Below are 13,549 nucleotides of genomic sequence, written 5' to 3'. Positions count from 1 at the left end.
TCCGATGATCATGCTGCCGCGAGCGGACCTGTCCCGGCTGCGCGGACTGTTCGGCGCGGCACAGCTCGGCTTCGTCGTCGACTCGATGGCGGCGGGTCAGGCCGAGTTCGAGGCTTGGACCGATGATCTTGACTGCTGTGGGACCGGCAGCACACCGTCGCCCTGACCGGCGCGGCCTGGATCGGCTGCGGCACCTGGAGAACGGTGACGCCGTGCTCACCGACATCGCTTCCTGCTGGCCGTCCGTTCAGCGGTTCCGTGACTTCGGCTTCGGGTACCTGGCGCGCGAACGCCGGCCGCGTTCGTGGCCTGGTGCACTGCGGAGTGCGTCAGCGAGCGCCGAACGGATCGGCATGATCAGGATCGCCGGCTATTCGATCTTCACCGGTGTCTTCGACTAAAGCGCGCTGCCCGTGTTGTAGGCGTCATTGAAGTGATCGTAGAAGGCGTCGTACATCGGCTGGCTGTCGGTGACCTTGATCAACAACTCGTCGTTGTGCCGCAGCGCGGACAGGGACAGGTTGTGCGAGCCGGTGAGGACGACGGTCCGATCGGCGGTCGTGTCGCCGTACTTGCCGTAGATCAGGAACATCTTGTCGTGGATCGGTGACTTCCGGACCGGGATGCCGGCACCCTTGAGCGCGGCCAGCGCCTGCGGCTGGATGTTCCCGACGCCGACCCAGACCTTGCAGCCGCCCTGCTTCAACTCGATCAGCTTGTTGATCACCGCGATCCGGGTGTCGTTGATCGACGCCTGCATGACCCGGATCCGGCAGGCCGAGTCCGGCGTGAGGTAGCCGAGCCGATTCACCACCAGGTCGGTGGTCTGCTCCGGCGACGCGTACACGGTGGTGTTGGAGTCCGCCGAGCCGAAGTAACCGCGCGGCGCCGAGGCGACGTAGAAGTCGTTGTTCGGGTAGGTCTGCTCGTTCCACTGCGGCGTCCAGATCTCGTTCACGAAGCCGTCGTGGAGCGTCTTGTCGCCGTAGAAGGTGAACGTGTTGTTGAACAGCTTGGCGCCCGACGCGTACGTCATGTTGGCCGAGCTGACCCAGGTCACCCAGTCGCGGGTGGTGCCGGACGCGTCCTTGGTGCGGGAGAACAGGATGTACTTCATGTGCATCAGGCCGGTGTCGCTGTTGGACAGACAGCCGCCGCCGTACGCCAGCGTCGCACTGCCGTGATCACACCAGCGATGCCGCGAGCCGAGCAGGTTCGCCAGCGCGTCGGGTGAGTCGTCGGTCGATTTCTGATCTTCGCCGTTGTGCACCGCGTAGACGTTCACGCCGCGGTCGACGGCCCGCTTGATCGCATCACCGACGATGTTGGCGGTGATGCTGTAGAGCCCGATCCGGATCGTGGAGCCGGCCGGGGCGCCGTCGAACAGGCTGATGATCTTGTTCAGCTGGGCGCGGTCCTCGCCGCTGTTGGCCACCGGGTCGTTGAACACGAGGTCAACCCTGGTCTTGTCGATCGTCACCGTCACCTGACTCGCCCGCGCCGTGCCCGGCAGGCCGGCCAGCCCGACCGAGACCAGGGCCAACAGAGCAGCCCAGAGAAGGAACCGTCGGGGAACCTGCCGCAGCGTCACCATGTGAGAATTGTTCACGCGAGACCGGGATCTAGGCAAGACCTTGCCCACGACTCGCCGGGAACTCAGGTCGGCGTGACGCACAGCGAGCGCACCACGCCCAACCGGGCCATCACTCTGACCAAGGCGCCGAGTGTGAGCTTTCGTACCGTCGAAATCGATTTCAGGTGGTCGTATCGTCACACTCGATGAGGTGCCGCCCCGGGAAGGCGGCACGGACGAGGGGCGGCCGCCCGCGGTGTGCCGCGGACCCCTGACAGTGCCGACATCGGGGGCACAGTCCGATCCGACCCTCGTAGTCAAGACCGGCCCCACCTTCGCAGCCAAGACCGGCGCGGCTCGCAGTCCAAACCGGCGCGGCTCGCAGTCCTGGCCGGCTCCACCCTCGAAGCCAGACCTGGTCCCATAACCTTCCAGCCACGGCGCCCAGCCGCCCCGACCCCCGCACCGCGAACTTCACACCCACGACTCCCGCGCCCCGGGCCGCACCACGACCTTCGCGCCCCGGTTCCCGCCTCGCGGCCCGCTGCCGCGACCTCCGCACCGCCAGCACTGGCATCGCGACTCCGCTCGGCGACTCCCGTACCGCGCCCGCACCCGGGTTCTGCACCCCCGCTACCGCACCCCGACTCCCGCACCCCGACTCCCGCACCCGGCTTCCGCACCCCGCTATCGCGGCCCGGCTCCCCGCAACACGACCTCCGCGCCCCGGCTCCCGCCTCGCGGCCGCTGCCCCGACTTCCGCACCGCCAGCACTGGCATCGCGACTCCGCTCGGCGACTCCCGTACCGCGCCCGCACCCGGGTTCCGCACCCCCGACTCCCGCACCCCGACTCCCGCACCCCGACTCCCTCACCCCGACTCCCGCACCCCGACTCCCGCACCCGGCTTCCGCACCCCGCTATCGCGGCCCGGCTCCCCGCAACACGACCTCCGCGCCCGGCTCCCGCCTCGCGGCCGCTGCCCCGACTTCCGCACCGCCAGCACTGGCATCGCGACTCCGCTCGGCGACTCCCGTACCGCGCCGCACCCGGGTTCCGCGGCCCGACTCCCGCACCCCGCTTCCGCGGCCCGACTCCCGCACCCCACTTCCGCGGGGCGACTCCCGCACCCCACTTCCGCGGCCCGACTCCCGCACCCCACTTCCGCGGCTCGGCCTCCGCCCGCGACTCTCGTGCCCCGGCTTCCCACACCACGACCTCCGCGCCCCGGCTCCCGCCCTCACGTCCACTGGCCCGACTTCCTCCGCACCGTCAGCCCCGGCACCGCGACTCCCGCAACCACGACCCCGCTCGGCGACTCCCGTACTGCGCCCGCACCGGCACCCTCGCCATCACGACACTCCTGCATCTCGACCCCTCGGGCACCGGGTTCTCGCACCCTCCCCCAACCCGATCGACCGGTCAGTTCTGCAGCGACACGCCGCCAAAACCCCTGCTTTACTGACCGGTCGGCGGTTGGTGGGGGAGGTGGTGGGCGATCTGGGTGGCGGCTTCGGCGGGGGTTTGGGTGCCGGTGTCCACTTCGAGGTCGTAGCGGACGTTGCGGTGGACCAGGTCGGCCTGTTGGCGGGCCATGCCGACGGTGCGGTCGCCGCGGGCACGCTCCCTCGCCTCGGCGATGTCGGGGGCGCAGCGGACGCCGACCCAGAGCACGCCGACGCCGGTCAGGGCGGTCCGCCAGCGGCCTTGGGAGTGATCACCGCCGAGGAACACGTCGTCGATGATGATCTTGGCTCCGGCCCGGGCCATCGCGCCGATCCCCTTCATCCACAGGGTTTCCTGCTCCATGAATGCGGCGCCGATGTCGACACCGCCGTTGGCGCCGAAGGTGATTCCGTCGCCGTCGCCGGTGAGCCGGCGGGGCAGCGCGTCGATGAAGTCGTCGACGCCGAAGGTCAGCCAGGGGTCGGGTAGCAGGTCCTGCAGGGCACGGGCGAGCGAGCTCTTGCCGGAACTGGAGCCGCCGTTCAGGACGACCGCGTTGATGATCATGGTTCCTCCGCCACCGGGGTCAGCAGGGTCAGCACCGGCGCCAACCGTTCGGCCAGCGCGGGATCCACCTCGGCCGCCTCCGCGGCCAGGCAGCGCAGCAGGGCCGTGGCCGAGCGGCGCAACTCGGCGGCATCCACCGAACGGGCCCGGGCGTCGGCCAGCGCCGCCAGGGTCGGGGCGGGCAGCCGATCGGCGCCACGGCCCTGGTCGGCCGGCAGTGCGGACCGCCGACAGGCCAGTTGGATCACCTGGTCCCGCAGCTGGTCCAGCATGATCACCGCCTGCCAGGTCCGGCCGCGACCGATCGCCGACCTTACGTGCAGCGCGTAGAGCCAGCCGAGCCCGATCAGCCGCTCCGGTTCCGGCGGCGCCGGAGCCTCGCCCGGCAACGCCTCGCCGAAGATCAACCGGAACGTCGGACCGTGCGGCCGGAACGCGCCCGCCGGCCAGAAGGACAGGTCGACCTGTAGCGACGAGGCGAGCAGGAACACCCGGTAGAGCGCGCCGGCGGCGTGCACGTCCAGCCGGTCCACCGCTCTGTGCTCGGTGATCATCGCCGCCGTCCAGCGCTCGCTGACCTGATCATGATCGGCCTCCGGGCGGAGCCGCAGCGCGAGGTCGAGGTCGGACCAGCGGTCCTCGGCGCCGAGCGCACCGGAACCCAGCACGGCGGCGGCGATCACGTCGGGGTCCGCGCGCGCCCGTTCGATCAGCGCCGCCTTCAGCGCGTCCCGCTCCGCGGGCGTGAACACCGGCTCAGAGTTCCGCGAGGAGTTTCTCGACCTCGGCCCGGTTGTGGTCGAAGTCGAACTCCCAGCTGGAGTAGTAGGCTTCCTCCGACCAGCCGCCCGGAGGGTGCGCGACGTCGGACTTGCTCCAGAAGTAGTGCACGTCGCAGTCCAGCAGGGCGGAGATCAGGTGCTCGTTGCGCGCCGTGTACGACTCGTGGTTGAGAATGATCAACGTCTCCAGTTTCTCCGCATGGATCGCGTTGAACAGCGCCGAACCACCGAACCCCGCGATCACCCGGGCACCCGCGAAGATGCCGGCCTGCTCACCCAGATCGAGCGTCTCCGGATAGATGATCGTGAAGCCGTGATCGGCGAACCAACGCTCCACCTCGCGGGCGTTGCGGCAGACCCGGTTGGACAACGTGTCCTGGCGGGAGATGAAGATCTGATCATGGGTCTCGACGGACCGGTTGATCAACTTCTCGCCGATCCGGCGCCAGGTGTCGATCAGGCCGGGATGGACGTAGTGCGGGCGCTGGTTGTGGAACTGTGGCGTGGCGGCGACCAGCGACTCGACGTACACCGGGTGGTCGGCCCAGACGATGTCGTCCTCGTCGATCCCGTACGCCGTGAACAGGCGGCGTTCCAGCGCGGGGTCGCGCTCGTGCGGGAACCTGATCCGGAACAGTGCCTTCAGGTCCGGGATCTCGGCCTTGGCCGCGTCCCAGCCCCAGAGCCGGGAGATCACCTCGGTCATCAGGTGGCCGAAGTGGCCGGGGTTCTCGCAGTCGAGCTGGTAGTAGTGGCCGGGCAGCGCGTCCTTCGGCCGGAGGTCCTGCCGGATCCGCCCCCACGCGGCCGAGATGCTGTTCACCCGGACGTTCCGCGGCGACGCCTCCAAGTGATGCCGGAACGAGTCCGGCAGGATCGTCGATTCCCCGTGCACCAAGGCATTCGAGACGTACGCGATCTTGCCGGTGTAGTGCCGCAGATGCAGTTCCGGGTACGTCAGCGTGGTGTTCAGGTCCGGGATCGGCACCGTCGACTCGTGGCTGATGATCTTGGAACCGATGATCAGCTCGCCGCCCTTCACCCCGGCCAACTCGCGCATCCGGAGGTTCGGCTCCCGGCTCTCCAGCACCCGGTTCGTCTCGGCGTCGCGCAGCTTGAGGAAGTGCCAACGCCGCTTCTTGATCACCAGCAGGTCGCGGCTGATGCTCACCTGCGCCGTCGACGCGCCCAGCTCGAGATCCCGCGCGTTGGCTCCGACGTCCTCGGTGCCGCCGGCCGCGACCATGGTCTGCACCCAGGACGCGAACGCCGCGGTGAAGGCCGACTGGCCCTGGCCGCGACGGTCCACCAGCCAGAGCCCGCCCGGCCGCAGGTGCAGGAACAGCCGCTGCCAGGTCAGCAGGTGGGTGGCGTCGTCCACCGGCAGCAGGTCGATCAGCACGTCGACCGGGCCGATCGGCTTCAGCAGCCAGTGATATTGATCAAGGGTCTCGGCGCGATGATGCGTGGCGCCGTGACCGTCCAGGTCCCACTCCGGGTCGGCGTCGAGCGAGATCACGTGCAGCCGGTCGCCGGCGAACTCGGACAGCCACTCCACCACCGGCGTCCGGGTGTCGCCCTGGGTCAGGATGATCACCGACCGGTCGGCCCGGGCGGGTGGCTCGAGGCCGGCGTCGGCCAGCAGTCCCGGCCCGACCTCGTCGGCGGCTCCGTCGGCGGGCGGGGTCTCACCGCGACGCCGCAGCGACCGCAGGCCCGCCCGTACCTTGTTCGTCAATGCTCGCTCAGCCATGGAGTGCGTCACGCTACCTCACCTCCCGCAGGCACCGGTCGGAAGATCTCGTCGTCGGCGGCCGGGCGCCGACTGGCCCGGACCGCCTCGATCACCCGTTCGCAGCAGCCGCCGTCCCGGTGCGGGAACGCGGCTCGCATCCGGTCCAGGTACTCCGGCTCGGCGGCGAAGCCCCGCGCCGCGGTCGCCCGGACCGCGGCGAGTACGTCGGCAGCGGTGTCCAGGACCGGACCGAACCGCAGCGCCTCCGGCAGCTGGCCACCGGACCGGCCCAGGTGCTCGCCGCCGTAGAAGGCCTCCCGGTCGAACTGGTAATACAGCACCGGCCGCTCCAGGTAGGCCGCCTCGGCCGAGATCGACGAGTAGTCGGTGATCAACAGCGCGGCCCGCGCGATCACGTCCTGCAGGTCGTGGCCGGCGTAGTCGTACACCTGGACCCGGTCCGGCCACGGCACCACACCGGTGAAGTACCGGCGCAGGTTCGGATGCGGTACGAAGACGAGGGGCGCACCCGCCGCTCGGGCGGTCTCGGCGAGCCCCGGATCGGTCACCAGTTCGGTCCAGCGGCGGGCGTACTCGCTGTCCCAGAAGCCTGGCACGGAAGGGCGATCGTTGCCGTCCTCGGTGTCCGGGCCGAGCAGCCAGCGGCGCCAGGTCGGCATGATCACCAGCGCCGGTCGGTCGGTGCTCCGCGCGGCCTTGGCGAGCAGGGCGTCGTGGCGCGGCATCCCGGTCAGCCGCACCTCCTTGGTGGTGAAGTTCCACGCCGTGCCGTCGCCGGTGATCGCGGCGAACTCGGGCCGCGCGGAGGTGACGAAGGTCTGGATCGGCTTGCTGTTCAGCCACCGGGACAGGTCGTCCTGCATCACGCCGTGCTGCAGGAACGTGAACCGCCAGCGCGGCTTGCCGTAGACCGCGGTGTCCAGCGGCCGGGAGATGTAGTGGTCGGCCTGCGAGGACAGCAGGTGCCGGCAGTTCAGCAGCGCGACCGTGTGCTCGTCGGAGCCGAAGTCGATCAGCCGGAAACCGTCGGCCTGGAGCCGAGCCCAGTCCGGGCTGTCGGCACGCAACACGAACCAGGCGTTGATCTCCGGACGCTCGTGACGAACGTATCGATACAGGTGTTCCGCATTGTCCTGCGCCTGCACGTCGCGGTCCACGAACAGCCAGCACTCGCCGTACGTCGCGACGGCTTCCTCGGACGCCGCCCGCCACTTCAGCTCGCCCACCGTGTCGATGTCCGTGTCCTGAGCCTGTCGAAGGACCAGGCCGGTTCGGGCCTTGCCCTTCGACAAGCTCAGGGAACGTTCGGGCTTGCCCTTCGACAGGCTCAGGGAACGTAGGGCCAGCCGGGCCAGCGCCTTGGCGTGCTTGATCGCCTCCCCCGGCCGGCCCTCGGGCTCCGGCGGCGGGGCGGCGATCGGGGCGGGCTGGGTGGCCTTGGCGATCCGTTTTCGGAGCAGGTCCGGGTCGGTGGCATAGCGGTTCCGATCCGGCGGGCCGAGCCGGATCGGCCGGGGCCGGCCGTCCAGGCCGAGCTCGAGTTCGCCGAGCAGCGGCACCCAGATCAGCCGCTCCCGGAGCAGGGTCCGGTCGAGGTAGCGGACGGCGCGTGTCTTGGCGTGCCGCGGCTCGATCGGCCGGCCGTCGTAGCGGAGCTCCTCGGCCGGCTCGGGGCCGGTGAAGTAGTAGCGGATCAGGCCCATCCGGCGCTCGGCGTCCAGCCGGTGCAGCCGTACCTCGTCCGGCCGGTACGGCTCCGCGCGGTAGCCGTGCAGCAGCGCCTGGCGCATCCGGTCCGAGGTCCAGGTGAGATCGTACCCGTCGATCAGCCAGTCGTCCAGATACGGCCGGAGCCGGCCGACCAGCGTGTGGAAGCGCTCGGTGGTCGCGGCGTCCAGCCGCCCGCTGGCCGCGTGCGGCCGTTCGTCCTCGCGGAACGTGAAGAAGAGGTCGTAGAGCACCTGCAGCTGAGCCCACCGCGGCACCGCGCCGTGGCGCGCCGCGAGTTCCCGGGCGACGGTCAGGTAGCCGTACTCGATCACGTCGGTGTAGCGCCCGGTCTGTCGCCAGGACGTCTGGACCAGCGAGCTGCCGTCGGCCCGGCGCCGGTAGCGGTATTCGACGCCCGGCAGGAACGCGATCACCGGGTCGGTCTCCGTCCACAGGTAACGCGCGGTGAGCTGGCCGTCCTCGTAGTTCGGCTGGACCCGGCCGTCGAACTCCAGCCCGGCGGAGCGCAGCCGGTCCAGCCGGTAGCAGGCCGACGCGGCCTGCAGGTGGATCCGGTCCGGCCGTTCCCGGGCCGACACCAGCTCGGGCTCCGGACCGTCGCCGAACCGGTACCGCAGCGGGTGCGTGTCGGTCAGCTCACCGGTCGCGTCGTCCAAGATCACGACCCGGGCGCAGACCAGGGCGACGCCGTCGGCCGCCGCCGACCGGAGGAAGCCGAGCAGCCGGGTCAGATAGTCCTCCCCCAGCACGTCGTCCGGATCGGGAAAGGTCACCCAGCTGCCGCGGGCCACGGCGAGACCGGCGTTCCGAGCCGCCGCGAGGCCCCCGTTGGGCTGCCGGAGCAGCCGCGCCGGGACGTCGGAATGATCATCGATCCAGTCCCTGATCAACACCGATCCGTCGTCCGTCGACCCGTCGTCGACGAAGATCAACTCCGTCGCACGGTCGCGGAAATCCTGCTCTGACAGGGACTTGAGGAACTCCGGCAGATAGTCCGCGACGTTGTAACACGGAATGATCAACGAGACGTCCGCGCGCTCGACCATCCGCCTGAGTGTAGAGCAGCGGGGTCCCGCGCCGCCCGTGGGTGGCGACACGCCGGGTTGACCAGCAAGGATCCGACCGTGAACTCCGGGTGACGACAGGTTGTCGAGTCCGCGACCATCGGTCACAATTCTCCAGCGACGATCACAAGGGAGAGCTGGAGTGAGGAAGCGTCTGACAGCCCGAGTGCGACGGACGTCCTCGCGGCTGCTCGGCAAGCTGACCGCCCGTGGCGCCGCGCACCGTACGCCGGAGCCGGCCGGCGACCTGGACCGGTTCGTCGCGGCCAATCCCATCGCCCGGCACCCGCCCGCCGGGGTCCGCGTGGTCCAGGTCCGCGGCGGCTGGCAGCTGGTCCAGGACGTGCCCGACCTGGACACCCGGGACGCCTACCGGCGCAACCGGGACCTGGTCGTTGAGCTCTGCGAGCGGGCCGGGATCGCCTACTTCGCGTTGATCGACCCGGCCGAGGCGTCCGGCCGGATCGCGGTCGCCGACGCCGACTGGGCCCGGTTCGCCGATGCGGTCGCCGAGGCCGGCCTCCGGGCGCCGCTCTACCTCGAGTCGTGGGCGGGCGACGCTCGCCGTACCCCGGCGGCGACGAGTGCCGACCCGGACGCCCGGGCCGCGCTGCTGGCCGCGCACCGGGTGCTCGTCTTCGTCCAGTACGCGCTGCCGGATTCGACGATCCGCCTCGGCCGGCCGTACGGCTGCGTGATCGAGCGCTGGACCCTCGACGCGGACGGCGTGCTGCGGGCGCCGATCGCCAACCGGATCACCCAGGCGATCGGCCCGGCCGGCCGCGCCCCGGTGGTGGTCGAGGACCGCGGCCGAACGGTGACGACACTGCCCGCCTTCGCCGAGCCCAACGCGCTGACGATCGACTTCCCGATCGACGTCGTGGTGCCGTGGATCGACGACACCGACCCGGCCTGGCTGGCCCGCCGGGCCCGGCACCTTGCCGGCGCCGACTCCGGTGCGGACCCGGTCCCGCGGGACGCACTGGTCCCGGCGCCGATCGGCGATCCCTCGCTACTGCGCTACACGTTGCGGTCGGTGGCGCACCACCTGCCCTGGGTCCGTACCGTCCACCTGGTCACCGACGGACAGTTCCCGGCGTGGCTGGACCCGTCGGCCGCCGGGGTCCGGGTCACCGAGGTGACGGCCCTGCTGGAGCCACGGGGCGCGCTGCCCACGTTCAACCCGGAGGCCGTCCGGTCCTCACTGCACCATCTGGACGGGCTGGCCGACCACTACCTGATCATCGACCCCGGCACGATGATCAACCGGCCGCTGCCGCCGGACCTGTTCTTCCACGCCAACGGCCTGCTCAAGCTCGGCTTCGACCGCGCCACGCTGCCCCTGGTCGACGCGGCCGCCGCACCGATCGACGTGGCGGTCCGCCGCAACGTCGCCGACCTGCTCGAGCAGGCCTTCGGCCGCCGCCCGTCCCAGGCGTTCGCCCCGGGCCCGATCCCGCAGCGCCGCGACCTGCTGCTGGAACTGCAGGGCCGGTTTCCCGAGCTGTTCAAGCACAACTGGTGCAGCCAGGTCCGGACCGCCGCGGGCTATGAGATCACCAGCTGGCTGCACCACTACTACGCCCACTTCACCGGCCGCGCCGCGCCGGGCCGGATCCGCGCCGAGTTCGTCGAGCCGACCCGGGACAACGTCCGGGCGCGACTGCGGAACGTGCTCCGCGACCGTGCCGTGGCCGTCACCACGCTCGGCAACGGCGCGTACGGCGACCCGGCGGCCGCGGCCGCCGTCCGCACCACCCTGTCCCGCTGGCTGCCGGCGCCGGCCCGGCACGAGCTGTACGCCGAGCAGCCGGTGACACCGGGAAGGACCTGGAACTGATGACGACCCGGACCGGCGACGACGCCTACCTCCCCGCCCTGCCGCGGCCGTCCCTCGCCGGCGCGGTACGGAAGCGGTCGCGGCTCGCCTTCCGTACCGTGGATCGGCTGGAGCGGGAGAACTACCGGCGGTTGCACCCGGCCGTGGCCGCGGCGACCGGCGGGGCCACGGGCGTCCGGCTGGAGCGGCGGCAGGGCCGGCTGTACCTGGTCCGGACCGTGCCCGGGGTCGGGCCGACGGACGCCGACCGGCTCAACCGCGATCTGGTGCTGGACGTCTGCGAGGAGCTCGATCTGGATCATTTCGCGATCCCGGAACCGGCCGGGTCCCGGCACCGGGTCGGCATCGCGGAGCAGCACTGGCACCGGTTCGTCGACCGGATCATCGAGCGCGGCGCGGCCGAGCCGATCTACATCGGGGTCCGGGCGGTGGCCGGCGGCGGCGAGCAGCGCCGATGGTCCGAACTCACCTCCGATCCGCGGATCCGGCGCGCCCTCCGCGAGCAGCCGTGGGTCGAGGTCTTCGTCCCGCTGGCCGCCGGCCGGTCCGCGACGCCGTGGCTGCGCGCGCACGGCTGCGTCGTCGAACGCTGGACCCGGGACGCCGACCGCGGGCTCAGCGGGCCGAACCAGAACCACGCGGCGGACTACCTGGGGGCGGAGGCGCAGCGCGTCGTCCGGGTCGACTCCGGCGATCGACAGGTCCGCAGCTACGCGCCGCTGTCGACCGGACACCTGTTCGATCCGGCCTTCCCGATCGACGCGGTCTACCTGTGGGTGGACGGCTCCGACCCCGCGTGGCAGGAACGCAAGCTGCGGGCCCGGCAGCCGGACCCGGGCGCACCGGCCGAGGACCCGGCGGAGGCCGCTGCCCGGTTCAGCGACAACGGCGAACTGCGCTACTCGTTCCGCTCACTGGAGCTGTTCGCGCCGTGGATCCGGCACGTCTACCTGGTCACCGACGCCCAGGTGCCGGCCTGGCTGGACCAAGATCATCCGCGGGTCACCGTGGTCGACCACCGCGACATCTTCCCGGCCGGCTCCCGGCTGCCGACGTTCAACTCGCACGCCATCGGCGCCAATCTGCACCACATCGACGGCCTGAGCGAGCACTACCTCTATCTCAACGACGACCTCTTCTTCGGCCGGCTGACCTCGCCGGGGCTCTTCTTCCTCGCCAACGGCGTCACCCAGTTCCATCTCTCCAAATCGACGCTGCCGAGCGGAATGGATCTGTCCGGACTCGCCCACGAAGGGGCCCGCCGGAATTCCGCGGAACTGCTTCGTTCCGCATTCGGCCGGATGGCGACCAGGGCGTTCTATCACGTGCCGAACGCGCAACGCCGCAGTCTGCTGTACGAACTTGAGGAGCGCTTCCCGGACGCCTTCCGGCAGAATTCTGAGAGCCCGTTCCGGTCGGCCGACGATTTCGAGGTCAATTCCTGGCTCTATCACTATTACGCGTTCTTCACCGAACGCGCGGTGCCCGGCTCGATCCGGTACGCCTACTTCGACGTTTCCCGCCCGGACACCGAGGGACGGATGGACCAACTGCTGCGGCAACGCGACGCCGACACCTTCTGCATCAACGACACGGTCGAGACGAGCGCCGAGCGGCGGCAGTGGATTCCGCGTTGGCTGCAACGGTATTTCCCGCAGCGGTCGTCGTTCGAGAAGGACGGTTCATGATCGGCGAAGTGGCCTACGCCGACGGCCGGGCCGCCGCCGTGGGTACGCCGGTGGAGATCATCCGGCGGCTGCCGCACCGGCCGTTCGAGCTGCCGCGGCTGTTCGGCCGGGCCGAATTCCCGCCCGCCGACACCGACCTTCCGACCGCGAATGCGTACCCGGATCTCAGGGTGGACGAACTCGACGACGTGGTGCTATTGCCTCGGCACGTCATTCTCGACGGTACCTGTCGCCAGGTGTTGTCGCAGTCGTTCAAGAAGACGCCGCGACAACGCCATTTCGGCCTCAATCTGGTGGGCGACCGCATTTATCAGCCGCGCGGAAGATTCCATCAGCGCGACGAGCGCCGGATCGACGGTTCGGTTTTCTATCTCGATTGCGAATTCCCCGACATCTACGGCCACCACCTGCTCGAGGTCTGGCTGCAGACCTGGGCGCTGGACCTGCTGGACCGCGACGACCTGCGGTTCGCGACGTCGATCCAGTTGCGTCCGTACGTGCTCGAGGTGCTGGCCCGGCTCGGCGTACCGGAGCATCGCATCATCCCGATCACCGGGCCGCTGCGGTGCGCCCGGCTGTTCGTCGCCTCCCCCGCAGTGCTGGCCCGCCGCTACGTGCATCCGGTCGCCGGGCGGGTGATCGACCGGATCGCCGGGCTCCGCGCGGACTCCCGGCCGGACCTGCCCGGGCCGCGGGTGTACGTGTCGCGGAGCCGGATCACCGAGCGGCCCCTGGTCAACGAGCCCGAGCTCGAGAAGATCGCGACCGAGGCGGGCTTCGACGTGTTCCACGCGCAGGAGCACTCGATCGCCGATCAGCTGGCGGTCTTCCACCGGGCCACCCACGTGGTCGGGCCCGGCGGTTCCGGGATGCACAACGCGGTCTTCGCCCGGCCTGGGGCGAACGTGCTGATCCTCGGCTCGACGGGCTGGTTCACCGTGATCGACATCCTGCTCGCGCAGGGCCGCTACCACCTCGGGTACGTCTTCGGGGATCCGGTCGACCCGGCCGAACACGGCCGGCGGACCAAGGCGCCCTGGTCGCTCGACCCGGAACACTTCCGCCAGGCACTCGGCGACCCGTGGTTCAAGCAGTAAAGGGAT

The 13,549-nt window shown here is 70.5% G+C and carries 10 protein-coding genes; 5 read left to right on the top strand and 5 right to left on the bottom strand.

Features of this window, described 5'->3' with window-relative positions; genetic code table 11:
- Window positions 1–4: 4 nt before the first annotated feature.
- Entirely contained in the window at window positions 5–166 is a 162-nt protein-coding gene (locus BKA15_RS33945) for a hypothetical protein (RefSeq protein WP_179758025.1), read from the top strand.
- Window positions 123–401: a hypothetical protein gene (locus BKA15_RS33940; RefSeq protein ID WP_179758024.1), complete on the top strand. Its 279-nt coding sequence runs from the start codon at window positions 123–125 to the stop codon at window positions 399–401. Before BKA15_RS33945 ends, BKA15_RS33940 begins: the two co-directional genes overlap by 44 nt.
- Here BKA15_RS33940 and BKA15_RS33935 read toward each other — a convergent pair.
- The 5 genes from BKA15_RS33935 to BKA15_RS33915 all read right to left on the bottom strand — a co-directional run bounded on the left by BKA15_RS33935 (window position 398) and on the right by BKA15_RS33915 (window position 8,900).
- Complete coding sequence (locus tag BKA15_RS33935; protein ID WP_179758023.1) at window positions 398–1,594, bottom strand: phospholipase D-like domain-containing protein; 1,197 nt, start codon at window positions 1,592–1,594, stop codon at window positions 398–400. The genes BKA15_RS33940 and BKA15_RS33935 overlap by 4 nt on opposite strands.
- 1,436 nt (window positions 1,595–3,030) lie before the next feature.
- Window positions 3,031–3,585 carry a chloramphenicol phosphotransferase CPT gene (cpt, locus tag BKA15_RS33930; protein ID WP_179758022.1) on the bottom strand — a complete coding sequence of 185 codons (555 nt, stop codon included), beginning with the start codon at window positions 3,583–3,585 and terminating at the stop codon, window positions 3,031–3,033.
- Window positions 3,582–4,337: a nucleotidyltransferase domain-containing protein gene (locus BKA15_RS33925; protein ID WP_179758021.1), complete on the bottom strand. Its 756-nt coding sequence runs from the start codon at window positions 4,335–4,337 to the stop codon at window positions 3,582–3,584. The genes cpt and BKA15_RS33925 overlap by 4 nt, the downstream gene beginning before the upstream one ends.
- A 4-nt stretch (window positions 4,338–4,341) precedes the next feature.
- Window positions 4,342–6,120: a glycosyltransferase family 61 protein gene (locus BKA15_RS33920; RefSeq protein ID WP_179758020.1), complete on the bottom strand. Its 1,779-nt coding sequence runs from the start codon at window positions 6,118–6,120 to the stop codon at window positions 4,342–4,344.
- 8 nt (window positions 6,121–6,128) lie between these two features.
- The gene (locus BKA15_RS33915; protein ID WP_179758019.1) at window positions 6,129–8,900 is read right to left on the bottom strand and encodes a bifunctional glycosyltransferase/CDP-glycerol:glycerophosphate glycerophosphotransferase; all 2,772 of its coding nucleotides are present in this window, start codon (window positions 8,898–8,900) and stop codon (window positions 6,129–6,131) included.
- Between the two features lie 160 nt (window positions 8,901–9,060).
- On the opposite strand from BKA15_RS33915, the gene BKA15_RS36710 reads away from it, so the two are divergent.
- From BKA15_RS36710 to BKA15_RS33900, 3 genes are read left to right on the top strand one after another with little or no spacing between them, the layout of a single operon-like run.
- Complete coding sequence (locus tag BKA15_RS36710) at window positions 9,061–10,758, top strand: stealth family protein (protein WP_179758018.1); 1,698 nt, start codon at window positions 9,061–9,063, stop codon at window positions 10,756–10,758.
- On the top strand, window positions 10,758–12,446 hold the full coding sequence (locus tag BKA15_RS33905) for a stealth family protein (protein ID WP_179758017.1): 1,689 nt from the start codon (window positions 10,758–10,760) through the stop codon (window positions 12,444–12,446). The genes BKA15_RS36710 and BKA15_RS33905 overlap by 1 nt, the downstream gene beginning before the upstream one ends.
- On the top strand, window positions 12,443–13,543 hold the full coding sequence (locus tag BKA15_RS33900; RefSeq protein ID WP_179758016.1) for a glycosyltransferase family 61 protein: 1,101 nt from the start codon (window positions 12,443–12,445) through the stop codon (window positions 13,541–13,543). Before BKA15_RS33905 ends, BKA15_RS33900 begins: the two co-directional genes overlap by 4 nt.
- The last annotated feature ends 6 nt before the right edge of the window (window positions 13,544–13,549 follow it).

This window comes from Microlunatus parietis, assembly GCF_013407955.1.
Classification (GTDB): domain Bacteria; phylum Actinomycetota; class Actinomycetes; order Propionibacteriales; family Propionibacteriaceae; genus Microlunatus; species Microlunatus parietis.
This window is presented reverse-complemented; position numbering and strand designations above follow the sequence as displayed.

What these genes read in the sequence shown, in the direction of transcription:
- BKA15_RS33945 (WP_179758025.1), top strand. Translation starts at nt 5, where the DNA reads ATGATCATGCTGCCGCGAGCGGACCTGTCCCGGCTGCGCGGACTGTTC.
- BKA15_RS33940 (WP_179758024.1), top strand. Translation starts at nt 123, where the DNA reads ATGATCTTGACTGCTGTGGGACCGGCAGCACACCGTCGCCCTGACCGG.
- BKA15_RS33935 (WP_179758023.1), bottom strand. Translation starts at nt 1,594, where the DNA reads ATGGTGACGCTGCGGCAGGTTCCCCGACGGTTCCTTCTCTGGGCTGCT.
- cpt (WP_179758022.1), bottom strand. Translation starts at nt 3,585, where the DNA reads ATGATCATCAACGCGGTCGTCCTGAACGGCGGCTCCAGTTCCGGCAAG.
- BKA15_RS33920 (WP_179758020.1), bottom strand. Translation starts at nt 6,120, where the DNA reads ATGGCTGAGCGAGCATTGACGAACAAGGTACGGGCGGGCCTGCGGTCG.
- BKA15_RS33915 (WP_179758019.1), bottom strand. Translation starts at nt 8,900, where the DNA reads ATGGTCGAGCGCGCGGACGTCTCGTTGATCATTCCGTGTTACAACGTC.
- BKA15_RS33905 (WP_179758017.1), top strand. Translation starts at nt 10,758, where the DNA reads ATGACGACCCGGACCGGCGACGACGCCTACCTCCCCGCCCTGCCGCGG.
- BKA15_RS33900 (WP_179758016.1), top strand. Translation starts at nt 12,443, where the DNA reads ATGATCGGCGAAGTGGCCTACGCCGACGGCCGGGCCGCCGCCGTGGGT.